At 67.7% G+C, this 21,609-nt stretch carries 31 protein-coding genes and 1 tRNA gene; 20 read left to right on the forward strand and 12 right to left on the reverse strand.

Features of this window, described 5'->3' with window-relative positions:
• The first annotated feature begins 30 nt into the window (after positions 1-30).
• From rlmN to K7W41_RS02525, 9 genes are all read left to right on the forward strand, one after another.
• The gene (rlmN, locus tag K7W41_RS02485; RefSeq protein ID WP_224604323.1) at positions 31-1,062 is read left to right on the forward strand and encodes a 23S rRNA (adenine(2503)-C(2))-methyltransferase RlmN; all 1,032 of its coding nucleotides are present in this window, start codon (positions 31-33) and stop codon (positions 1,060-1,062) included.
• 77 nt (positions 1,063-1,139) lie between these two features.
• The gene (locus K7W41_RS02490) at positions 1,140-2,753 is read left to right on the forward strand and encodes a tetratricopeptide repeat protein (RefSeq protein ID WP_224604325.1); all 1,614 of its coding nucleotides are present in this window, start codon (positions 1,140-1,142) and stop codon (positions 2,751-2,753) included.
• Positions 2,750-3,829, forward strand: a complete 1,080-nt coding sequence (locus tag K7W41_RS02495; protein WP_224604329.1) for an SPOR domain-containing protein — start codon at positions 2,750-2,752, stop codon at positions 3,827-3,829. The genes K7W41_RS02490 and K7W41_RS02495 overlap by 4 nt, the downstream gene beginning before the upstream one ends.
• A gap of 2 nt (positions 3,830-3,831) precedes the next feature.
• Entirely contained in the window at positions 3,832-4,530 is a 699-nt protein-coding gene (locus K7W41_RS02500; protein WP_224604331.1) for a redox-sensing transcriptional repressor Rex, read from the forward strand.
• Positions 4,527-6,440, forward strand: a complete 1,914-nt coding sequence (locus K7W41_RS02505) for a hypothetical protein (RefSeq protein ID WP_224604332.1) — start codon at positions 4,527-4,529, stop codon at positions 6,438-6,440. Before K7W41_RS02500 ends, K7W41_RS02505 begins: the two co-directional genes overlap by 4 nt.
• A 146-nt stretch (positions 6,441-6,586) precedes the next feature.
• The gene (locus tag K7W41_RS02510) at positions 6,587-6,760 is read left to right on the forward strand and encodes a hypothetical protein (RefSeq protein WP_224604334.1); all 174 of its coding nucleotides are present in this window, start codon (positions 6,587-6,589) and stop codon (positions 6,758-6,760) included.
• Entirely contained in the window at positions 6,757-7,665 is a 909-nt protein-coding gene (locus tag K7W41_RS02515) for an MBL fold metallo-hydrolase (RefSeq protein WP_224604335.1), read from the forward strand. Before K7W41_RS02510 ends, K7W41_RS02515 begins: the two co-directional genes overlap by 4 nt.
• Positions 7,665-8,924: a phosphoribosylamine--glycine ligase gene (purD, locus tag K7W41_RS02520; RefSeq protein WP_224604336.1), complete on the forward strand. Its 1,260-nt coding sequence runs from the start codon at positions 7,665-7,667 to the stop codon at positions 8,922-8,924. Before K7W41_RS02515 ends, purD begins: the two co-directional genes overlap by 1 nt.
• A 46-nt stretch (positions 8,925-8,970) precedes the next feature.
• Positions 8,971-9,053: transfer RNA gene (locus tag K7W41_RS02525), tRNA-Leu, on the forward strand.
• Between the two features lie 139 nt (positions 9,054-9,192).
• On the opposite strand, the gene K7W41_RS02530 is transcribed toward K7W41_RS02525, so the two are convergent.
• The gene (locus K7W41_RS02530; RefSeq protein WP_224604337.1) at positions 9,193-9,531 is read right to left on the reverse strand and encodes a DUF2493 domain-containing protein; all 339 of its coding nucleotides are present in this window, start codon (positions 9,529-9,531) and stop codon (positions 9,193-9,195) included.
• On the reverse strand, positions 9,528-9,725 hold the full coding sequence (locus tag K7W41_RS02535; RefSeq protein WP_224604338.1) for a hypothetical protein: 198 nt from the start codon (positions 9,723-9,725) through the stop codon (positions 9,528-9,530). The genes K7W41_RS02530 and K7W41_RS02535 overlap by 4 nt, the downstream gene beginning before the upstream one ends.
• Positions 9,726-9,832: 107 nt before the next feature.
• Here K7W41_RS02535 and K7W41_RS02540 point away from each other — a divergent pair, with 107 nt between their 5' ends.
• The 11 genes from K7W41_RS02540 to K7W41_RS02590 are packed head-to-tail and all read left to right on the forward strand — an operon-like array spanning position 9,833 to position 16,217.
• Complete coding sequence (locus tag K7W41_RS02540) at positions 9,833-11,701, forward strand: DNA cytosine methyltransferase (protein ID WP_224604339.1); 1,869 nt, start codon at positions 9,833-9,835, stop codon at positions 11,699-11,701.
• A gap of 2 nt (positions 11,702-11,703) precedes the next feature.
• Positions 11,704-11,847 carry a hypothetical protein gene (locus K7W41_RS02545; protein ID WP_224604340.1) on the forward strand — a complete coding sequence of 48 codons (144 nt, stop codon included), beginning with the start codon at positions 11,704-11,706 and terminating at the stop codon, positions 11,845-11,847.
• Complete coding sequence (locus K7W41_RS02550) at positions 11,844-12,770, forward strand: hypothetical protein (protein ID WP_224604342.1); 927 nt, start codon at positions 11,844-11,846, stop codon at positions 12,768-12,770. The genes K7W41_RS02545 and K7W41_RS02550 overlap by 4 nt, the downstream gene beginning before the upstream one ends.
• A complete protein-coding gene (locus tag K7W41_RS02555; protein ID WP_224604344.1) occupies positions 12,767-13,273 on the forward strand; it encodes a hypothetical protein in 507 nt (168 codons plus the stop codon). The genes K7W41_RS02550 and K7W41_RS02555 overlap by 4 nt, the downstream gene beginning before the upstream one ends.
• Positions 13,270-13,800: a hypothetical protein gene (locus tag K7W41_RS02560; protein ID WP_224604347.1), complete on the forward strand. Its 531-nt coding sequence runs from the start codon at positions 13,270-13,272 to the stop codon at positions 13,798-13,800. The genes K7W41_RS02555 and K7W41_RS02560 overlap by 4 nt, the downstream gene beginning before the upstream one ends.
• Entirely contained in the window at positions 13,800-14,054 is a 255-nt protein-coding gene (locus tag K7W41_RS02565; RefSeq protein WP_224604350.1) for a hypothetical protein, read from the forward strand. Before K7W41_RS02560 ends, K7W41_RS02565 begins: the two co-directional genes overlap by 1 nt.
• Positions 14,051-14,800: a hypothetical protein gene (locus tag K7W41_RS02570; RefSeq protein WP_224604351.1), complete on the forward strand. Its 750-nt coding sequence runs from the start codon at positions 14,051-14,053 to the stop codon at positions 14,798-14,800. The genes K7W41_RS02565 and K7W41_RS02570 overlap by 4 nt, the downstream gene beginning before the upstream one ends.
• Before the next feature lie 8 nt (positions 14,801-14,808).
• A complete protein-coding gene (locus K7W41_RS02575; protein ID WP_224604353.1) occupies positions 14,809-15,093 on the forward strand; it encodes a hypothetical protein in 285 nt (94 codons plus the stop codon).
• Positions 15,093-15,476: a hypothetical protein gene (locus K7W41_RS02580; RefSeq protein ID WP_224604355.1), complete on the forward strand. Its 384-nt coding sequence runs from the start codon at positions 15,093-15,095 to the stop codon at positions 15,474-15,476. Before K7W41_RS02575 ends, K7W41_RS02580 begins: the two co-directional genes overlap by 1 nt.
• Positions 15,473-15,946, forward strand: a complete 474-nt coding sequence (locus tag K7W41_RS02585) for a hypothetical protein (RefSeq protein ID WP_224604357.1) — start codon at positions 15,473-15,475, stop codon at positions 15,944-15,946. Before K7W41_RS02580 ends, K7W41_RS02585 begins: the two co-directional genes overlap by 4 nt.
• 49 nt (positions 15,947-15,995) lie before the next feature.
• Positions 15,996-16,217 carry a hypothetical protein gene (locus K7W41_RS02590; protein ID WP_224604359.1) on the forward strand — a complete coding sequence of 74 codons (222 nt, stop codon included), beginning with the start codon at positions 15,996-15,998 and terminating at the stop codon, positions 16,215-16,217.
• Between the two features lie 85 nt (positions 16,218-16,302).
• On the opposite strand, the gene K7W41_RS02595 is transcribed toward K7W41_RS02590, so the two are convergent.
• The 10 genes from K7W41_RS02595 to K7W41_RS02640 form a co-directional block, all read right to left on the reverse strand.
• A complete protein-coding gene (locus K7W41_RS02595; RefSeq protein ID WP_224604361.1) occupies positions 16,303-16,590 on the reverse strand; it encodes a hypothetical protein in 288 nt (95 codons plus the stop codon).
• A 217-nt stretch (positions 16,591-16,807) separates the two neighbouring features.
• Positions 16,808-17,080 (reverse strand): hypothetical protein, encoded by a 273-nt coding sequence (locus tag K7W41_RS02600; protein WP_224604362.1) that lies wholly within the window; start codon positions 17,078-17,080, stop codon positions 16,808-16,810.
• 104 nt (positions 17,081-17,184) lie between these two features.
• Positions 17,185-18,291, reverse strand: a complete 1,107-nt coding sequence (locus K7W41_RS02605) for a hypothetical protein (protein ID WP_224604364.1) — start codon at positions 18,289-18,291, stop codon at positions 17,185-17,187.
• On the reverse strand, positions 18,288-18,581 hold the full coding sequence (locus K7W41_RS02610; protein WP_224604368.1) for a hypothetical protein: 294 nt from the start codon (positions 18,579-18,581) through the stop codon (positions 18,288-18,290). Before K7W41_RS02610 ends, K7W41_RS02605 begins: the two co-directional genes overlap by 4 nt.
• 97 nt (positions 18,582-18,678) lie before the next feature.
• Entirely contained in the window at positions 18,679-18,921 is a 243-nt protein-coding gene (locus tag K7W41_RS02615; protein WP_224604371.1) for a hypothetical protein, read from the reverse strand.
• 356 nt (positions 18,922-19,277) lie between these two features.
• Positions 19,278-19,679 (reverse strand): hypothetical protein, encoded by a 402-nt coding sequence (locus tag K7W41_RS02620; RefSeq protein WP_224604374.1) that lies wholly within the window; start codon positions 19,677-19,679, stop codon positions 19,278-19,280.
• The gene (locus K7W41_RS02625; RefSeq protein ID WP_224604376.1) at positions 19,676-20,464 is read right to left on the reverse strand and encodes a M15 family metallopeptidase; all 789 of its coding nucleotides are present in this window, start codon (positions 20,462-20,464) and stop codon (positions 19,676-19,678) included. Before K7W41_RS02625 ends, K7W41_RS02620 begins: the two co-directional genes overlap by 4 nt.
• On the reverse strand, positions 20,461-20,796 hold the full coding sequence (locus K7W41_RS02630) for a hypothetical protein (protein WP_224604379.1): 336 nt from the start codon (positions 20,794-20,796) through the stop codon (positions 20,461-20,463). The genes K7W41_RS02625 and K7W41_RS02630 overlap by 4 nt, the downstream gene beginning before the upstream one ends.
• Positions 20,793-21,164 (reverse strand): hypothetical protein, encoded by a 372-nt coding sequence (locus K7W41_RS02635; protein ID WP_224604382.1) that lies wholly within the window; start codon positions 21,162-21,164, stop codon positions 20,793-20,795. Before K7W41_RS02635 ends, K7W41_RS02630 begins: the two co-directional genes overlap by 4 nt.
• Positions 21,149-21,544 (reverse strand): hypothetical protein, encoded by a 396-nt coding sequence (locus K7W41_RS02640; RefSeq protein WP_224604387.1) that lies wholly within the window; start codon positions 21,542-21,544, stop codon positions 21,149-21,151. The genes K7W41_RS02635 and K7W41_RS02640 overlap by 16 nt, the downstream gene beginning before the upstream one ends.
• Positions 21,545-21,609 lie beyond the last annotated feature (65 nt).

Raw genomic sequence — 21,609 nt, forward strand, 5'->3', positions numbered from 1 at the left:
CCCACCTCCGCCCACCGTACACTTGGTCACATGGAGTTTCTGCTTGACCTTCACCCCGACGCCTACCCCCTGGAGGGATTTCGGCGCCGGCAGCTGCTCGACTGGGTCTTCGGGCAGGGCGTGGGCACCTTCGAGGCCATGACCAACCTGCCGGCCGGCCTCCGGGCGGAACTGGCCGAGAAGTACCACCTCAACCCTTTCAAGCTCATCGAAACCGTGCGCAGCGCCGACGGCAGCGTGAAATATCTGTTCACCCTGCAAGACGGCCGCCAGATGGAAGCCGTGTACATGCCCTACCTGGACCGCAAGACCATCTGCGTCTCCACCATGGTGGGCTGCCCGGCCAAGTGCGCGTTCTGCGCGACCGGCGCCATGGGCTTTGGCCGCAACCTCACCCCGGGCGAGATCGTGGCGCAGGTGCTGGCGGTGGCGGGCGGCGAGGGCATCGCCCCGCGCGAGATTCGCAACCTCGTGTTCATGGGGATGGGCGAGGCCATGCTGAACTACGACCACACCATGCTGGCCGCGCGCATCCTGCTGCACCCCCAGGCCCTGGGCATGAGCAAGCGCCGCGTGACCCTGTCCACCGTGGGCATCGCCAAGGGCATTCGCCGCCTGGCCGCCGAGGACGACCTGGGCATCAAACTGGCGATCAGCCTGCACGCCCCAGATGAAGAGACCCGGCGCCGCATCATTCCCACCGGGCAGGTGAATTCCATTGAAGAGATCATGGCCGCCGCCCACGACTATCAGGCGGTGACGGGCCGGCGCATCACCATGGAATACACCATGCTGCGCGGGGTAAACGACCACCCCTGGCAGGCCGAGCTGCTCGCCGAGTTGCTGCGCGGTCTCGTCAGCCATGTGAACCTGATTCCCATGAACCCCTGGGCCGGCTCGGGCTTTGAAAGCAGCACGGAAGAGCAGATTCAGACCTTCTACGACATCTTGCAGGACCGGGGGGTGGACGTCAGCGTGCGCCGCTCACGTGGGCGGGATGCGGGCGCGGCCTGCGGCCAGTTGGCCCTGAAGCGGCCCCAGGCCGTGACCGGCGCCGCCTGAAGGTCCGTCACACATGAGTAAGGGTTCCGAGAGACGTTAATGCTAGGCTACGGGCGTTTTCCGCACATCAGGAGGCCATGAAGGTGACGCAACACACGAAAGCGGTTCTGCTGGGGCTCACGCTGGCCCTCGCCACGTCCGGGGCCGCCCAGACGATGATCGAAACGGTCAGCACCATCGGCGTACAGAACACCCTGCAGTCGGCGGGGACACCGTCGGCGCAGGGGGCGCTGCAGAGCGCGCAGAATCTTCAGACCCCGGGCCAGGACCCCAAGACCGCGCCCGCCGTGCCGGTCACGCCGCTCACCACTGAGCAGCAGGCGCAGGTGGCCCAGGCCCGCGCCGCCTTTCAGGCGGGCAACTACGCGCAGGCCAGAACGCTGTACGAGGGGGTTGTTGCCCAGAACTACACCAACCCCGAGCCGCACTTTGGCCTCGCCCTGACCCTGTTTGCCCTGAACGACGAGCGCGGCGCCACCTTCGAGTTGCAGCAGTTTCGGGCGCTGGCCCCCACCCGCTTTGAGGGGCCCTATAACCTGGGGGTCATTGCCGCGCGGGCCGGCAACCACGACCAGGCGCTGACCCTGTTTGCTGAGGCCGCCACCCTGATGAAGACCCAGGCGGGCCCGGCGGCGCAGCGCCAGGTCCTTGAAGCGCTGGCCGCCGAGCAGACCCGCAAGGCCGACTTTGCCGCCCTGAGCACCACCCTGGCGGCGATTGCGGTGATTGACCCAGGGGACCTGGACGTGCAGTTCCGGCTGGCCCAGGCCCGGACGCTCAGCGGGCAGGGCTCGGCCGCGCTGCCGGGAGTGTACGCCCTGATTCAGGCCGCGCCCCAGCGGGTCGACGCCGCGCTGCTGCTGGCCGACATCTACGTGGGCCAGAGCCTGCCCGAGCGCGCCATTCGGGAACTGGACGCGGCGGCGGGCCGGGTGCAAAACGGCACCGACCGTTCGGCGCTGCTGCTGCGCAAGGCCCGGATTCTGGCTGCCACCGGCGACACCCGCGCCGCCGTGTTTGCCGCGCAGGACGCCGCGCGTGAGGACAGCCGCAATGCCGCTGCCTTCGCCCTGGAAGGCGAACTGCGCGCCGCCCGTGGGGACCGCCCCGGCGCCCTGAGCGCCCTGCAGAACGCCACCAAGCTCGCCCCCCAGAACGCCGCCTACCGCGCCGCGCTGGCGGGCGTGCGCCTGACCCTGAACCAGAACGTCGAGGCCGCCCGCGACGCCGCCCTGGCCCTGACGCTGCGCCCCGATGACGCCACGCTGGCGCGCGCCCTGTTTGTGCAGGGGGTCGCCGCTTACCGTCAGGGGCAATACGCGCAGGCGCGCGCCGCGCTGCGGTCCAGCCAGACCCGCGCGCCCAGCGCCGATACCGCCCTGTGGCTGGGCCTGACCGCCTACGCCCAGAAAGACTATGCCGGCGCCGCCAGCGCCCTGGGCGAGAGCGTCAAACTCAACCCCACCGTCACCGCCCGGGTGAACCTCGCCAGCGCCCTGCTGGCCAGCGCCCGCTACCCCGAAGCCGAGGCCATTTTGCGCGGCCTCGTCACCGACGATCCCAAGAACGCCGAGGCGTGGTACCTGCTGGGCCTGGCCCAGCGTGCCCAGGCCCGGGAAGCCGAGGCGCGCACCTCGCTGCGCACCGCCGCCGCACTGGGCAACAGCAAGGCGCAGGGGGCCCTGAAGTGAGCCGCCCGGCCCAGCGGCCCGCCGCGCGGGCCCGGCGCTGGCCGGACGTGATGATCGGCGCGCTGGTGCTGGCGCTGCTGGGCGGCTTTGGCACGGTGCTGCTGCGCGGCGGGAATCAGACCACCCGGACCCCTGCCGCCGCCGTGCCCGAGAGCACCGCCGCCATTCCCAGTGCGCCCGGCAGCGCCCCCGCCACTGAGGCGGCCAATTCGAGCAGTGCGGCGACCTCCCCGGCCCAGACCACGCCCGCCCCAGCCCCCGCTGATCCTGCGGCCACCGAGGCCCCTGTCATTGCCGCGGCCCCGATTGGCGCCCCGGACCCGGCCCTGCAGGCCGCAGCGGCGCAGGCTGCGGGCACCGAAACGGGTGAGGCGGCCACCGAATCCACCGCAGGCGACCCCACGGCCGAAGCGGCCCCCGCCACCGAGCAGGCCCCGGCCGCTGCCCCCCGGACGGGCGGCGCTGTGGCGGCCAGTGAGCAGCGGGTGCCGCTGCGCAGCGACTACCGCATCAGCCTGGGGACGTTTGCGAGCGAGGCCAGCGCGCGCAGCGCCGCAGCGGGCGTGCAGGCACTGGGCTACACCGTGTACCCCATTGACCTGGGCTCGCAGGTCGTGGCGCAACTGGGCCCCTTTGCGGACGAAGCCAGCGCCCGTCAGGCCCTGGCCGACGTGCAGCGGGCCTATCCCTCAGCGGTGCTGTACCCCCCGCGCGGCCGCAGCCTGACGGGCGGCGCGGCCGAAACCACCCAGCCCAGTGCCGCCGCGCCCAGCACCGCCCAGCCTGCAGCGGCGGAAACGGGCGAAACCGCAGCGTCTCCCTCTGCAGCGGCCCCCCCGGCCGAACCGGCCCCCGCGCCGGACGGCCCCACCTACCTCCAGGTGGGCGCCTTTGACCGCGTGGAGAGCGCCCAGAATCTGGTGCAGCAACTGCGCGACCTGGGGTACGCGCCGACGGTCAATGCCCCCGAAGGCCGCAAGGTTACGGTGCTGGTGGGCCCGTATACGGGCGACGCCCTGCAGCGCACCGAAGGCCGCCTGAGCGCCAACGGCCTCGACCATTTCCGGGTGCGCTGAACGTGGCTGAAATTCCCACTGCTGCCATCAGCCGTCTGGTGACGTACCTGCGCATTCTGGAACATCTGGAGTTGCAAGACGTCAGCCGCACCAGCAGCAACGATCTGGCCGACCGCGCGGGTGTCAGCGCCTTTCAGGTGCGCAAGGATCTGGCGTATTTTGGCCGCTTTGGCACGCGTGGCATGGGCTACACCGTGCCCATTTTGAAACGCGAGCTGGTGCGCGTGCTGGGCCTCAACCGCTCCTGGAACGTGGTGATTGTCGGGATGGGGCGCCTGGGGCAGGCGATTGCCAACTACCCCGGCGCCAGCGATTACCAGTTTCAGTACGTGGGCCTGTTCGATGTAAGTCCCGGGGTGGTGGGCCAGCAGGTGCGCGGCCTGACGGTGGGCCACATGAACGACCTGACGGACTTCACCCGCACCCACGCTGTGGATATGGGCTTTCTGGCCGTGCCCCCCGAGCGCGCCCAGGACGCCGCCCAGGCCCTGGTGGACGCTGGGGTCAAGGGCATCTTGAATTTTGCCCCCACCGTGATTCAGCCGCGCACCACTGAGCGCCCAGGCCTGCAAGATCTCAGTGACGAGTGGCGTGGTGTGATTGTCGAGAATGTCGATTTTCTCGCCGGTATGAAGCGCCTCGCCTTCTATATTTTAAATCCCCACCTCAAAGATGCTCCCGCTCCGGAGGAACCCGCATGAAGAAAGCCGCCCTTTTGACCCTACCCCTGCTCATTGCTTCGTGTAATCCGTCCTCTGCGCCTGGCAGCGGTTCAGTCACGGTTTCGTCCAGCAAAGCCTCGGTTTCCACCACCAACAACCAACTGACGGGCAACACCACCTACACGTTCACGAACAAAGCGGGTGCCCGGGAAGTGACGATCAACTCGGCCACCCTGACCTGGACTGACCCCACCTCGAACACCACCAAGACCGAGACAGTGAATATCCCGGCCTTTACGCTGCCCGCTGGCCTGAGCTGCGCAGCCGCAACGAGCAATCCCACGGCCTCCTGCAACTTCAATGACCCGGCCACCACTTTCGCAGACCGGACCATCAGCCGTGCCATCTCGGACGCTGAGCTGTTCGGCAAGTTGTTGAGCAGCAACCCCAGCGTGACCAACCTGCCGGTCAATGTGCAGTTCAACAGTACCCAGAACGCGTTGCCTTTCACCTTCAGCTCAGCGGCGCGCACAGACGGTGGCGACGGAGGTAAACCTTCAGAGGCGGCGCCAAAACCCCTGATTACCATTAACACCACTGGGAGCCAGCCGTACAGCGGCAACCTCAGCGTGACAGTGTCAGGTAATTTCGACGCCACCAGCAAGGTCAAGAGCCTGATTCTGGAGGTGCGCGATAGCCGGGGCAACATTGACAACACCACCTTTACCAGTGTCAATCCCACCACCAGCTTCAGCATTGACACTTCCAAGTATCCGGATGGACCACTGACGCTCAAAGCGATCGCTCTCACGGACACTGGCCTGCGTGGTGAGAGCGCTACTCAGACTGTCCAGATTCAGAACGTCTCTGCCCCTACCATAGCTATCCTCAGCCCAGATGCGAACTCAACCCTGACTGGCCCGAGCGTTGTGCGCGTGCAATTCCGTCAGTCCACCACAGCCTTTACCCTGACACCGCTGAGCGGGGCCAATGACGTGCGCATTGATGTTCGTGATTTCCGTGGCCAGGTCGTTAAAACAGCCTTTGGCAAGGCCAGTCGGGTCAGCGAGGGCATCTACGAAGCCTTTATCCCCATTGACCTGATCGGGCCGGAATTCTCTAGCAACGCCTATACCATTACGGCCTCTGCCCAGGCCACTCTGGCCGACGGCAGCACCCGCACCCTGGGCACCACGACACCTATTAACACCAGAGTCAACGACACCAAACCGCCGGCGCTGAATGTCCTGATGCCCGCGTACTTTACTGACCCTTTTAGCAATCCAACACGTCCAGTGCTGTCACGCAACTCTGCCCTGATGATGCAGGCCAGCGACGACGTGGAGGTGTCCAGCCTCCGCCTTGACTTCACCTGCGACCAAGCCACCGCGCTTCCGGGCCAGAGCTGTCCTTCGGCACCTTACACCTACAACATCCCTGTCAATGTCCGCGGCATCATCTACCGGGTCTTCCAAATTGGCGCGCTGCTTGACGCCCAGCCCTTTGTCCAAAATGGCAATTACACCTTGCGCGTGACAGCCTTTGACGGAGATGGAAACACCAATATTCAGGAAATGCCTGTTCGCGTGTCGCGCGCGGCAGTGGACAGCGAGATTGCCAATCTGGCATCCCGCTCCGTCATCGACAATATTGTCTATGACACTCGCCCAGGCGAACTGAATATTGTCTCAGCACGATGGGTGGTACCCGGCACGACCGCCAACCCCGTTCGTGTGGCCACCCTGGCTTACGACAACACCAGCGGTTCACTGATACCCAGCCGCCAACGTGTTGATCCGATTCTGTCGGCCGGGACGAGCATTCAGCTAACCCAGGGCTTCGCAGCTGAAGGCATTTACCGCATTGACTTTATCGTCGAAGACCTCGTTACCGGGGTCACCCGCTACTACGAGGGCCCTGAAATCGTGGTGAAGCGCAACGCCTCGTAAAAAAGGCAAGGCTCAAGGGCGCAGGGTTACATACCCTTGCGCCCTTGAGCTTTGCCGCTCAACTGTGAAAGACGAGCCCCACCCAGACACGCGCTGTTCAGCCGAGGGAAAAAGACCTGCTCTGCCCGCGCGCTATGCTGGCGCTCATGGCATTGTGGGTCCTCTTTATCCTGATTCTCCTCAGCGCGACAGGCATCCTGGCCCTCACGCTGGGGCCCCTGAAAACCACGGGCAATACGAGCACCCTGCGCCTGATTGCGGGCGTGCAGTACGCTCTGGCGGCTGTGCTGCTGGTCGCCCGATTGATGGGCAAGGCGTGAGCCGCCCCCAAATCCTGGACCTGCACTTCCTGCAGACGCCCGGGGTGATTGCCGCCTATGTGGTGGACACAGGCGACGGCCTGGCCCTGGTGGACACCGGCCCTGGCAGCACGCTGCCCCAACTGCGGGCGGGCCTGGAAAGGCTGGGGGCCACCCTGGCGGATGTGCGCCACCTGCTGCTGACCCATGTGCACTTTGACCACGTGGGCGCGGCGGGCACGGTGCTGGCCGAAGTGCCGGCGGCCAGGGCCTACGTGCATGAACGCGGCGCCGCCCATCTGGCCCGTCCAGCGCGGTTGCTGGCCAGCGCCAGCCAGATCTACGGCGACCAGATGGACCGGCTGTGGGGACAGATGCACCCGGCGCCGCCCGAGCGCCTGCAGGCCCTGGCGGGCGGCGAGGTGCTGCGCCTGGGTCAGTTGGAGGTGCAGGCCCTGGCCACCCCTGGGCACGCCACACACCATCTGGCCTATCACCTGGGCGACGACCTGTTTACCGGAGACGTGGGGGGCATCCGCCTGTTGGCGCCCCAGACGCCGCGCGCGCCCACCCCACCGCCCGATATAGACCTGGACGCATGGCACACGAGCCTGGACCTGCTGTCGGGCACCGACGCCGCGTGGCTGCATCTGGCGCACTTTGGCACCTACGCGAACACCCCTGAGCACTGGAACGGCCTGCGCCGCACCCTGACGGCCGATGCCGAGCGGGTGCGCACGGCGCTGAGTGCTGGAGACGAGATGGAGCAGATCACGGCCGACTTCACCCTGGCGCTGATGGACGAGCTGCGCGCCGAGCACCCCGAATTACCCGCCCGCTACGACTTTGCCTGCCCGCCCTGGATGAGTGTGCAGGGCCTGGCGCGCTACTGGCAACGCCGCGCCGCCCGCGCCGGAGGCCAGTGATGCGGGTACTGGTGATAGGCGGCGGTGGCCGCGAGCACGCCATCGTGCACGCCTGCGCGCGGGCTGGCCACGAGGTGCTGTGTACGCCCGGCAACCCGGGCATTGCCAAGATGGCCCGCCTTCTGGACAGTCCCCAGGACGCCGCGAGCCTTGCCCAGCTGGCCCAGCGCGAGGGCGCCGACGTGGTGATCGTGGGCCCCGAAGCCTATCTGGCGGCAGGCGTGGTGGACGCCTGCACCGCGCTGGGCGTGCCCGCTTTCGGGCCGGTCCAGGCGGCCAGTCGGCTGGAGGGCGATAAGGTCTGGAGCAAGGCGTTCATGACCCGCCACGGCATTCCCACAGCGGCGCACCACAGTTTCACCGCGCTGGAGGCGGCGCTGGCCCACCTTGCTGGGCTGAGCACCACCTCCCCTATCGTGGTCAAGGACGCGGCCCTGAAGGCAGGCAAAGGCGTCACCCTCGCCCACTCGGTTGCAGAGGCCGAAACAGCCCTGCGCGAGATTTTCAGTGGTCCAGACGCCCAGGCGGTGATTGAAGAGTTCATGACGGGGCAGGAGGTGACCATCCTGGCCCTCACCGACGGCGAGCGTTACGCGCTGACTCCCCCCAGCCAGGACCACAAGACCATCCACGAGGGCGACACCGGCCCCATGACCGGCGGCATGGGGGTGATCTGCCCCTTCCCGGTGGACGACGCGACGATGACCGCGATTCGCCAGACCATCATCGAACCCACCCTGCGCGGGATGAAGGCCGAAGGGCACCCCTTCTGCGGCGTACTGTATGCGGGCCTGATGCTGACGCCCTCTGGGCCAAAAGTGGTGGAATTTAACGCCCGGTTCGGCGACCCCGAAGCCGAGGCGGTCCTACCGCTCCTGGAGAGCGACCTCGCGCAACATGCCCTGGACGCCGCGCGGGGGGAACTGGACCCCAGCAGTGTGCGTTTCCGGGCGGCGGCGAGCGCCGTGGTGATTCTGGCCGCACCCGGCTACCCCGGCGAGCCGCAGCGCGGGATTCCCCTGACCCTGCCCCCCACGCAGGAAAACGAGGTCATTTACCACGCCGGCACCCGCATGGACGGGGACCAGTTGCGCAGCCACGGCGGGCGCGTGCTGGCGGTCACTGCCACTGCCCCCACCCTGAATGCGGCGCTGGGCCGGGCCTACGCCCTGGCCGACCGTGTGGACTTTCCAGGTGCCCAGTTGCGGCGGGACCTGGGCGGGCGGATTGGGGCCGTTCCAGAGCCCAGCACCGTTTGACCGCGTGGGGGCCGGGGCGCTAGGATTCCCCTCGCCCCACGCGCTGGCCGGTGTGGCGGAATTGGTAGACGCACTCGACTCAAAATCGAGCGGGAAACCGTAGGGGTTCGAGTCCCCTCACCGGCACCAGCAGAGAGAAGCCCGTCCTAGACGGGCTTCTTCCCTTTTCCACTTTGGATGACTGGGCAGCAGTTTGGAGTGGTACAGCAACCTGTACAGCAACTGGTTTTTTGTGAGTGCACGGTGAGTCCTCAAGTCGGTATCTCCCCTACCACGCCAGCACCACCAAGCCCGCCGCCCGCGCCTGCCGGAGCATGTCCGCCGTGCCACTGCCGCCGGGCAGGGCCAGACAACCGTCGGCATAGAGACTCATCTCCCGATTGCGAATGGGGCCAGCAGCCCGGCCGTGCTCTCGCCACGCCGCCCGGAAGCGTTTAACCGGCACACCGTTCTCCGCCGCCCATTCCTCGCCTAGCTGGTCTGCCCCGGGCGCGGCGCCGCTGACGATCTCGCTGGGCCAGCCGTGGCGGGCGATCCAGGCGGCCAGGGCTTCATGCAGCTGCTCGTGATCCCCGAAGGTCCGGCCGCCACAGATCACCAGCTTCATTCCTTTCCTTTGACCGTCAATTCCAGATTGAAATAGTCGAGGATGGTTTGCCAGACAGGGGCAATCTTGCCCCGGCTCTGCAGCGCCCGGTTCAGCTCCTGGGGTTCCAATCCCATCTGGCGCGCGGCCTCCGCCTGACTGACGCCCATCGCGGTGATCTTCGCGCGGATGGCCGCCCGGATGTCTTCATTCACCCCAACAGGGTACGTCATCCCTTTTGGCTTATTACGCATGCCTTAGTATAGGCCGTTTCGGTTGATACGTAAGCCGTTTCGGCCTATGATTGGGATCAGGAGGCCCGATGAAGCGAACGAAGAAAACCGCGCCCGCCTACGCGCCCCTGTTCCCCTACCTGCCGCTGCGCGAGAACGCCGTGCTGGCCCCCGGTGAGCTGGTCATCGACAACTTTGCCGGGGTGGGCGGCGCCAGCACCGGCATGGAGGCCGCCCTGGGCCGCCCCGTGGACCACGCCATCAACCACGACCCCGTGGCGGTGAGCCTGCACCGCGTCAACCACCCGCACAGTCACCACAGCATTGAGGACGTGTGGCAGGTGGACCCCCGCGAGGTCACGCGCGGCCAGCCCGTGGCCCTGTGCTGGTTCTCGCCCACCTGCACGCATTTCAGCAAGGCGAAGGGCGCGGCGCTGCTGGACCGGGGCATCCGGGGCCTCGCCTGGGTGGCCGTGCGCTGGGCGGCACTGGTCAGGCCGCGCGTGATCATCCTGGAGAACGTCGAGGAGTTCCGCGACTGGTGCCCGCTGACCCCGGACGGCCGCCCCGATCTGAAGCAGAAGGGCCGCACCTTCAATTCGTTCGTGAACGCCCTGCGCTACCAGGGGTATCAGGTGGAGTGGCGCGAGCTGCGCGCTTGCGACTACGGCACGCCCACCATCCGCAAGCGCCTGTTCCTGATCGCCCGCCGGGACGGCCTGCCGATCATCTGGCCAGAGCCCACGCACGCCGCGCCCACCGACGCCCGGGTGAAGGCTGGCCTGCTGCAGCCGTACCGCACGGCCGCTGAGTGCATTGACTGGGATCTATTCGCGCCCAGCATCTTCGACCGCAAGAAGCCGCTGGTGCGCAACACGCATAACCGCATCGCTCAAGGAATCCGGCGGTTCGTGCTGGAAGCCAGACGGCCCTTCATTGTCACCGGCAACCACGGCGGGGAAGGCTTCCGGGGCCAGCCCCTGGACCAACCGTTCAACACCATCACGGCGGCCCATGAAGCACACGGCCTGGTTGCGCCCCATCTGACCAAGTTCAACACCGGCAGCGTGGGCCAGGACACGCGCGATCCCATCGCCACCATCACGGCAGGCGGCACCCCAGCCCGGGAGAGCACGGGCAACACACACGGCCTGGTCGCCGCCCAGCTGGTGACGTACTACGGCCGCAAGAGTGAGACAGAAGCGCGCGGCCAGAACGGCACCGAGCCTCTGCGCACCCAGACCACCGAAAACCGGCACGCGCTGGCTACGGCCCACCTGATCCAGCACAACGGCGGCAGCCTGCCCCCAGCCGATGCCAACTACCCCGCCAGCAGCCCGGCCCGGACCGTGTTGGCTCAGGGGGGCCCACAGGGGCTGGTGAGCGGCGCTTTGGTGGCGTGTGGTGGACGTGGTGCCCAGGCCCGGCCCAAGGCGTTCGACGAGACCATGCACACGATCACCAGCAAGGCCGACATGTGCCTCGCCACCGCGCACCTGACCGCCTACTACTCGCGCAATGGCGAGGGCGACCAGGGCCAGCCGGTCACTGAGCCCCTGCGTACCATCCCGACCGTGGACCGCTTCGGGCCGGTGATCACCACCTGCGCCACGTCACTCACTGACGCGCAGCTGGCCCGGGCTCGGCAGGTGCACGCCTTCCTGGCCGAGTTCCTGGGGGACGCGCTCACGCCCTACAGCCAGGACGGCCTGGTCGTGCTGCAGGTGCAGGGCGAGTGGTACGTGCTGGCCGACATTGGCATGCGGATGCTCACGCCGCGCGAGCTGGCCCGCTGCCAGGGGTTTCCCGAGAACTACGTGCTGGAACACACCGCCGAGGGCACGCCGATCAGCAAGGCCCGGCAGGTGCGCGGCATCGGGAACAGCGTGTGCCCCCAGCTGGCTGAGGTGCTCACCCGCGCGCAACTCAGCGCTGCGATGGCCGAGGCGGCGGACTGACCATGCCCACGCCCCTGAAACCCCACGAGGTCGCCCAGCTGCTGCGCCTGCACGCGCGGGGCTACACCGTGACCCAGTTGCAACGCCTCTGCGGGCGCCCCCCGCACTTCATTAGCGCCGTCCTGGCGCAGGAGGGATTGAAATGAGCCGCACCCCGACCACGCCCACCACCACCATCGGCACGCTCGTGGACCGCGCGAGCACCCCGCTGGACCCCGCCACCGCCCGGGCCCTGACCGCCCTGGACGGCCCCGGCTGGCGCGGCATCATCACCCGCACCGACAGCCTGATCACCAAGGCACTGGGCAAGCTGGGCCCGAAGTACCGCACCGAGGTCAGCCTGATCAACCACGTCCTGGACCTGCAATCGTTCGCCCTGTCCCAGGTGGCCACCCAGGGCCTGCGCGCGCCCGCTGTGGTGGACCGGGAGGTGCTCAAACTCGCGCAGCTGCTGGACGAGGCGCTGCTGGGGGCCATCCGCGCGGCGGTGGAGGCGGAGACCCAGGTGGTGAGACACCAGAGCCGCGTGGACACCGAACGCGCCCTGGTGGCCCAGCGCGCGGACCTGCAGGCCGACATGGACAACCTCTCGGCCGCTGCCGATCAGGCGCAGGCCGACGCCACGGAATACCGGCGCCAGCTCGACGCCGCCAGTGCCCAGCTGACCCGGGAAAAGGCTCAGCACGCCCAGGAACTCGCCCGCCTGCAGGCCACGCTGGAGCGCGAGCGGCAGGCCACGGTCAACCGCGAGCGCGAGACCCGCAACCGCATCCACCAGCTGGAGCACGACCTGCGGGTGGCCCAGGGCCTGATCGGCACCCTGAACCGGGAGTGCGAGCGCCTCGAAGCCCTGCTGGCTGCGCCCGCCGCCCCGGCACCCGTCCCCCAGCCAGAGCTGGGCCCCACCTGCGAGCGCGAGCGCATGAGCCTGCGCGTGTACCTGCGTGCGCTGGGGGCCAGTGAGCCGGCCACCCCGGGGCAGCTGCAGGCCTGGCGCGCGGCGTATCCCGGCGAGGCCGAGCAGCTGGCGCAGCTGCGGGCCGCCATGCGCTCCCTGGTGGCGGCATGACCCCCACCATCCCCCTGCAAGAGCGCGCGCAGCAGGTGCTGAAGGCGACGGACGGGCATACGCCCGGAGAGTGGAGGCTGCACGGCCCAACGTTGAAGGGTGATTTTTGGCTCTACGCGCCACGTGACCCCAATCCTGGGGAGCACTTTGTCGAGGAGGAGGAGCCCATTCACTTCATTGCTGAAACGCTGGGCTCCAGTGACGCTTCTGCTTTGATCTACTTCCCCACCCTCCGCGCCCTGCTGGCCGAGACCATCGAGGCGCTGGCCCAGGCGGAGGCGGAACTGAGCCAGATTGACGCCCTGTTGGCCCGCAGGCCCGCCCTACCCGGACGCAGCCGATTGGATGACCTGCAGTTCATGCTGGCGGTCCTTAGGGAGGCTGACCCGCGTACCGAGGTGGCCCAAAAGGTGCAGCACCACAGCGCGAAATGGACCGGGCAGGAAGGGGCCGCAGCAGACGCCGTACTGGCCCGCCCGTACTCCCTGGACGGTGACGCATGACCATCACCAATTTCCACGAGGCCATGCAAGACCTCAAAACCGAGCGGCCCATCACGCACGTCATCACCATCCCGAGCGGGATGGTGGCTGAGCAGCCGAGCCAAGGCGACCTGGGCCTGCTGCTGAACCGGGCTGTCAGTGGCCTTATGCACGCGGCTTGCGCTGCCAACCTTGTACCCGCCTACATCGGCCAGCCCAGCATTCTGCCTGTGGAGGTTGCAGGTTTGGCGGAGTGTCTGGAAGCCAGCGAGCAACAGAATCTGCGAGACGTGGCCGCCATCCGACAGCTTGAATCCGCCCTCGCCACGGCCCAGGCCGAAAACGAGCGGCTGCGGGGGGCGCTGGAAGGGGCGCAGGCGCTCACGGCCAAGTGGTACGCGGAGTCCAGTCGGATTTACGCGAATTTGCCCGCCGATGGGCACAAATCAATGGCCGTCATTTCCAGCATCAGCCGTGCTCACGCCTTGGAGGAATGTGGGAATGATCTGGAGAACGCCTCCCGCACCGCCCTGGGAGGCCAGCAGTGATGGGCCGGCGTGTTCTGACGATCTGGCAGAAACTGGCCGTGCTCCTGCTGGGTTGGCGGTACGCGATGGTCAACGTGAAACGGCGCGGTGTGTCGCACTGGGAGGTATTGCGCGTGCATGACCATCCGAGGTTAGGCCCTACGGTGCAGGTTTGGACGGCGATTGCGGGCGGGTTCCGCAGGGACAGTGCCCCTGTGCGTATTCACGTGCGCCTCTCGGATTTTGAGCACGTCCTACTGGGAGGCCAGCAGTGAGCGGGGTGCAGGTGCCGGCGCAGGCGCGTATCAAAGAGCTGGAAGAGGCCCTGGAAAGTGTGCTGGATGAAGCGTGGGATGGGCAGACCTCTTATGTGGTGAGTGGCGAGACGCTGCGGAGTGCGCTGGATGTACTGCGGTATCCCATTCTCGCCACCCCGGCCCCCGCAGCGGCAGCAGAGGATACGGAAGCACTGGTGAACGAATGGCGCGAGTTGCTGATTCAGGAGCGCGTAGCCAATAAGTCATGGGATTCCCTCACTGAAGAGGAACGCCGCATCCCGTTCAGCACGGCGTATTCGCGTGAGCAAGCACGAATCAGTCTGGAGCGCCGTGTCCTGAACCTTCCGGCTGAGCGGGCGAAGCGTGAACGTGTGGCTCAGGCTGTGGCGCCTCTCGCCCAGCAGCAGGCCCCCGCCGCTGTGGCCGGGGCGGAGGCGGCAGGGGTTGACGAGTATTACTACCTCTGCGCTCTAACGAGCTTTTACGACGCTGTGAGCAAAGCCTTTTACAACTTGAATTGCGAGGTTAATCAACCAGCAGTCTTTGTTGTCGTTTCCCCGCAGCAGTGGTCAGAGGAAGCGGCGGCAGGGTTGTTGCGAGCAGGGGAGTACGTGGTAAAAACTTTCGGACCCGCGTTGCCGCTTTCGTTCCAGCGCGTAGAAAACAAGCATTGGATCGGGTATGAAGTCACCGCCTTCCCCGCCCAGCCCGAGCCGGGGCAGGCTGCTGAGGGGGTGGAGTGATGGGGCGGATGCGCGCACGCGCCGGGGGCACCATTCGCCCTCACGCCCACAGCAGGCCCCTGGGCATCACCGACCCCAAGCGGGATAAGGGCAGGCCGGGCGCGGTCCTGACCGTGCATGGCTTCCCCATTGGCGCCCGCGTCCAATGCACGAACACCGGGTGGGTGGGCACTGTTCTGCGCGAAACGAGCGCGCCGGGCCGCGTGCTGGTGAAGGTGGGGCGCGGTCAGGTGGCGGTGTTGCCTGAACACCTCAAGCTCATGCCCGAGCCGGGGCAGGGGCAGAGGGAGTGATGAGCATGTGGGAACTGTTCGCTATGTTCGCTGCCGGTACGCTCACGGGTGGCCTACTGGCCGGGCGCTACCTGAGCATCAAGCTCTACCCCAGGTTGCTGAACCTCAGGGATGACGCTGTGGCGCAACAGGAAAAGGCGCGGTTGGCAAAGTTGGACCTGAGTGCCCGCAGGGTTGAGCTGAGCAGCATTGAGTCAGAGGCGGAGCGGTACAGAGAGCGGGCGGTGACCGCCGAAGCTGCCTTGGAGAGCTATTTGAGCGGTCCTGATCGGGAACGAGTGGTGTGGCTGGCGCAGCAGTTGGCCGCCCATCTCACCCCGGCTGGCATAGCGTCTCTGGTGGGGCGCGAGAGTGCCCGTGTGGACTCTGAGGCACAGCCATGACCGCCCCGCACCCGCTGGCGCCTGAGATGCTGGACGCGCTAGCTGAACTGTTGGAAGCCAGTCAGGCCCTACATGCCCTGCGAGGTCAGTGGGAGTTCGCAAAGGACCCCGCCCCACCAGAGTGGGCCACAACGTACAACCGCGAGGTTGCCGCAAGGCAGGCAGCCCTTTCGCTCGATGCGTCTACCATCCGCGCGGCCAGTGCCGCCCTGCGCGCGCAGGCGGCGGCAGAGGCAGAGCTGAGGGAGGCGGCGCGGGTGCTGCATGGGTACTCACGCCGCTACTGCGACGGGCGGAGCACCTACGCCCCTGCGGAGCACAACCGCGCCACACATACCCTGCTGCGGCTGGGGGTGACGCTGGACCCGGACCCGATCAGCAAGAGTGGACCCTTTGCGCGAGACGGCATGTACGGTCTGGAGCCTGCCGATCTGGCCGCCCTCGCCCAGGCCCAGGAGGGGCAGGGATGAGCCGCTTCCGCTTTCGGCGTGCCCAGGCCATACCAGAACAGGAGGACCTATGAACATCACCGCTCGTTTTCAGGAACCTGAACGCCTCGCCACCACACCCCGGCAACTGGCGGCCATCCTGCGCCGCCTGTACACCCTGGCGCCAGTCACCTCAAACAACGCCTATATGGGGGCTAAAACAGTGCGGTTCACGGCCCGCTCAGGGCGCCGTGAGGTGAACGCTGAATTCAGCCGCAGCGAGTGGGCAGAGTTCGCCGCCGCGTACTACTAACCCCTCTCCCCCATGCCAGCCCCCGCCCTGGCACAGGCCAGCAGCAAAAGCGCCCCCCGATCTGGGGGGCTTGGGCTCTGGCGCTTTATTTTTCCAGCTGCGCCAGCAGGCGTTCGACCTTCGGGAGCACCTCGCTCAGCTTGCCGCCTTCCACCTGCGCGGTCAGGTGCACGCCCGGGAGGTTACACATCACGCGCACGGTGGTCAGCATGTAGTTGGTCTCCACGGGGCTGTCGTCGTTGATGGCGTCAAACGTGGCGCTGTTGTTGCGGGTGCGCACGTACACGCTGAATCCCTCGGCGTACTCCAGAAACTCGGGGTAGTTGCGGTTGGTGGCGAAGTCCTGGCTGATGGGGCGGAGGTCTTTCTGCATGGTGTTCTCCTTCGGCGGCGGGACCCTTGCGGGCTGTCTCTCCCTGGCCTGAGAACAGCTTACTCTGTTTCTTGATTGTTGTCAACTATCTAGAATGAATGGCGACGGCAGCCCTGGTGTATCCTGAAGGCCGCCCCCCCCGGGGCGAGGATTGAAACGGTGTTGCTCACCGCGAAGAGGCCCCCCGACTTGCTTGCCGGGGGGCCTCACCTTGCGCTTACTCTTCGACCAGCTCGCCCTCCAGGGTCAGCAGTTCGCCCGTATCCAGGCGCACGTTGCGGTCGCTGTCCAGGTCGCCCCAGAGGCTGTCGCCGCCCTGGAAGATGCCGGCGCGGTCATCATTGAAAATCACCGTGCAGCCGCTCTGATTGGGGGTGTGGCGCAGGATTTCTACGGTCTGGCCCACGGCCACGCTGTCCCGCAGGTCGTTGCCCTTGATCTGGTCGCGCACGTCTTCGATGTTCTGGGCGGTCACTTCGATCTTCGTCATGGTGTTGCTCCTCAGGCTTCGGGGTTTGGGATTTTTGCTTGCCCCCTTGCCTGAAAGAAGAGTACCCTGTTTCTAGTTCTCTGTCAACTACCTAGATAGTTAGATTAAGACGGTTTGCGGAGCTTGCCCAGCACGGGGGCATTTTCACGCGCCCAGCGGTCCTTTTCTTCGTGGCTCTCGGCCGGGTCATCCAGCACGGGGCGCACCATGACCGGCATGTCATCCAGGTGGCGCACGTTGACCGCCACCGGGTGGACCCAGCGCACGCGCGGCACGGTGCGCCCGGGGCCGGTCCAGTACAGGTGCCAGTGGGCGCGGCGGATGTGCGGGGCCTTGGGCAGCCCCAGGCCGCTGCTGTCGGCCGCCCGGCGCTGCTCGGCCAGTGCGCGCCACATGCGGATGGCGCCGCCGTGCTGGAAGCCCACGCGCAGCATGTTGTCGGCCTGGGGGCGGTCATAGACCGTTACGCCGCGCCGCCGGGTGGTCTGTGGTCGGCGCACCGTGCCTGACACGTCCGGCGCCTCGCTGCACAGGTACAGCACCAGGCTCAGCAGGCGGCTCACCAGCCGCGCCGCCGCCGCCTGCTGGTCGCTCGTGTCGCCCAGGTGGGCGCCCCCCGCCTCCACCCGCGCCCGCACCGACCCAAAGGCGCGGTCCACGGCCGCCTGGATCGTGCCCCCGCCGGTCAGCGACATGCTCCACACGCGGTCGCCCTCGCGGTGGAGCACGATCTGCAGGCTGTCCACGTCCTCACGGCCCACAAACCGCAGCACCCAGGCCCCGTGCAACGGCTCCCCCAGAAAGCGCAGGCCGTTCAGCGCAATGTAGGGCGCGTATTCCGGCAGGTTGCGGATGGCGGCCAGGGGCACCTCATCCAGCGGGGTGTCGGTCAGGGCCTCCATGAGGGTCGCGTCAAACTCGTACAGGCCGCGCGTGTGCCGCCAGTGGGCCAGTGCTGGCACTGCGAACGCCTCGTGCATGTCGGGGCTGTGGTCGCCCGCCTGCACCGCGCGCATCACGCCCCGCCACAGCGCCCCGCCGCCCTGCTCCAGCATGGTCTGCAGGGTCTCGGCGTACACCCAGCCCACCGCCGGGTCGGGTACGTCGCCCCGGGCCGCAGCGCGCAGGCGGGCCGCGTCCAGGCGCTCAAAAAAGTCCCGGCCCAGGCGACTCGACAGCCGGGCCAGGACGCGGGCGGGCGAGACCGTCACCGGCTGTCCAGGTGCGCGGCCGCCCGGCGGATCAAGTCAAGCACGTCGGGATTTTCGGGCGATTCGCCGCGCGCCGCTGCCAGCAGGTCCTGGGCGATGGTCAGCAGGTGGGCGTGCTCGCGGCTGACCTTGTAGGGTGTGTCGCGCTTCTCGCGGGCCATGTGGGCGGCGAGGCGGGCCTGCTGGGGCGCTTCCAGGTAGGCGCTGAGGCGCACGCTCTGGCCGGGGCCTTTCTGGCGCTTGAATTCGCCGGGGCGCAGGCCGCTGGTGTCGGGGTTGGGGTTTGCCATATGCTGGGGTCTCCTGTTGGTGTTCTCCGGCAGGGGTGTCCCCTCCGGTGAGGGGATGAAGGGCCCCGCACTGTCTCGCGGGGCCCTTCGCTTGGGGTTACTGCTCGCTCAGGTGGAAGTTGCCGCCCACGCTGGTCTCGCCGCCGCCGCGCACGCTTTTGTACCCCTGGAACACGCCGCTCATGCCACTGGTGCCGGTCACGCGCAGGCCGCGTGTGGTGCGTCCGTTCAGCTTGCGGCTGGCCTTCGTGGCGGCTTCGTCATAGCTCTCGGCGCGCACCGTGAAGGGCTCGGTGAAGGTGGCTTCGCTGCGGGGGCTCACGGTGTAGGTCTTCGTCATGTCGTTCTCCTAGGCTCGGGGTTCCGTGCGGTGTCTCCGCGTCCGGCTGTCTCTCCCTTGCCTGAGAACAGAGTACACTGTTTCTAGTTTGGTGTCAACTATCTAGTTTGAGTGTAAGGGTGAGTCTGCCTATCGCTGTCCCCCAACCGCAAAAAGGCCCCCCGCCCAGCGCCGAAGCGCGAGCGGGGGGCCAGGGAACAGCGCAAGATGTCCGAGGGTTTGAATGGGTATCGAAGGATTCTTCGATAGTCAGCGAGGAGCCTGCAAAATGGGCGGCACCTTGACCACCTCGCGGTCGAGGTCACACCCCGCCGCCTGCAGGATGACCAGCAGCACGGCGATCAGTTGACGGGTGCTCATGGGCGGCCCCGGGGCAGGTCAGGCAGCACCGCCGCCGCATCCGGCCACAGGCCCTCGATCACCTCCGCCGCCTGGGTCACCTGCGCTGGCAGGCCCACGGTCACGCCCTGGGGCGTCACGGTCACCTGGGGCTGGGCGCTGGGCTGTACCGTGACAGGCGGCGCACTGGGCGCGCTGGGCGCTGTGCCCTCCGCCCCCCACTCAATGGGCCGCCGGGCCGCGCGCAGGCTGTAGATGCCCAGGCTGGCCAGCAGCACGTAGGTCCACTCGGGGATTTTCGGCCATCCGTATTCATCGGCCGCCGCGCCGTAGACGCTCAGCGCAATGCCCCCGATGCTGGTCCAGACGGCCTTGCTACGCAGCGGGCTTTTCGGGGGTAGGGTCCAGGTGATCTTCATGCACTTCCCTCCGGGGGCAGCAGGCGCACGCGCCCGCCCGGCAGGCGCACGAAGCGCACCCCGTGGTAGGTCGCGTGGGTGTAGGGTGTGGTCACGAGGTTCCCGGCGCGGTCCAGCAGCTCCACGATGCCCAGGGGCTCGCTGGGCGTGGGGGCCGCTGGGGGCGGCGTGGGGGCCGCTGACGCCTGCCGCGCCATCGCGTCCTGCCACTCGGGCAGCGGCACGCCCGGTAGCGGGTCGGTCCACTGGAAGTGCATGCCGTCCTCGTAGGGGTCAGCCCAGCGCCCACCCCAGTGCCAGCCGCACTCTTCAAAGGTGCGCACCACATCGCGGTTGATCTGCATCCGGTCCAGCGGCACCCCGTAGCCGTTCCACGCGGCGTCGAAGTCCAGCGCGGCGCCGAAGGCGTGCACCGAAAGCGGACGGTTGCGGTCGTGGCCCATGTGGCGGGGGGCGAAGGCGCCGTTGTAGGTGCGCAGTTTGTCCACCAGCCCCCGGCGGCGCAGTTCGACCCAGGTGGCCACCAGAGGCCCGGCCACCAGCTGGTGCACGGTCACGCCCGACACCTCGGCGCCGGGGTAGGGCGGCCAGCCGGGCAGGGCCGTCAGGGGCACCTTGACGAGGTGGGCCTGCTGCCACGCGGGCGAGGGGGTAAACCACGCGCCCCCCTGTGCGCTGGGCCCGGCGCCGGGGCCTTCGGGGTTGCCGTAGGCGGCCACCAGCGCGGCCTGGGTGGCGCCGCTGGGGCGCGCGCGGATGGCCGCGGCGAAATCAAATGGGGTCATGAGGGGCCTCCCCCGCCGTAGCGGGCCAGCAGATCGGCGGCGCGGCCCTTGATCCAGTCCAGATCAAAGCGCCCCGACACCACGTCGCGCAGAAAATCCAGGACGGTGCCGTGCACGCGCTTGAGGTCGTCCAGTTCGGTCTCCACCCGGTCCAGGCGGGCGCGGTCCTCTTCGCGGGCGCGTTCGAGTTCGGCCACCCGCTGGTCCAGCCGGTTGCGGTCACTTTCCAGCCGGGTGTAGGTGGTGTCTTTGCCCTTGCTGAGCAGCGTCCAGATCCCGATGATCAGGGTGCTGAGCAGGGTGATGCCCTGCAGAAGCTCACCGCTCGTCACGCGGGCCTCCAGGCGAGTTTGAGGGCCACCGCCGTCGAGCCGCAGTGCCACATCAGGGGCAGGCACAGAAAGGTCAGCGCGTTGGGCCCCAGGGCCAGCGCGGCGGCGGCGGCCACTGTGGTGAGCCACACGAAGGCCAGCATCATGCCGGCCATCGCCCAGCGGGGGCGCTTGGTGGTGAGCAGCAGCACGCTGGTCCCGCCGAACAGGGCCGCCCAGATCAGGGCGCTCACCTGCCACCCGCCCCAGGTTTCAAGCACCCACAGGCTGGGCCGGGCCACGGGCAGGGCCATGAACAGCGCCAGCGCGGCCAGGGCGCGGCCGATCAGCATCTGGTCGCGGTAGCGGCAGGTCAATTCGAACGCCACGGCGCCCCCCGGATGGGCACGTCCACCCACACGTTGGGTGCGGCGCGGTCCTGCACGCGCGCACCCCGAAAGACCCAGTAACCCACCTGCCTCGGAAAGCCCCCGCTCAGGCGGAAATACCCGATGGGCGGGATACGGCCCCCCAGACGGGTCAGGATGCGGGCCAGCCGCTCACCACCGGGGGGACAGATGGGGGGCAGCTCGATCAGCACGAGGTACTGACCGATCACGTTGGGACCGCTCTGGATACGCGCCTCGACGCGGCAGGCCGGGGTGGCGACCTGGGGCGCAGGCCCCCAGGCCACCGGAAGGGGCGGGATCTGGGCGTGGGCGGCCGAGAGGGCCACCGCGCCCAGGAGGGCGTACAGAATTCGGTGCATCAGGCCTCCAGGGACCGGCAGACAGGACACCGCCCCAGGCCGGGAACTGGGGCAGGTGGAGGGCG

The organism is Deinococcus multiflagellatus, from assembly GCF_020166415.1.
Classification (GTDB): Bacteria; Deinococcota; Deinococci; order Deinococcales; family Deinococcaceae; genus Deinococcus; species Deinococcus multiflagellatus.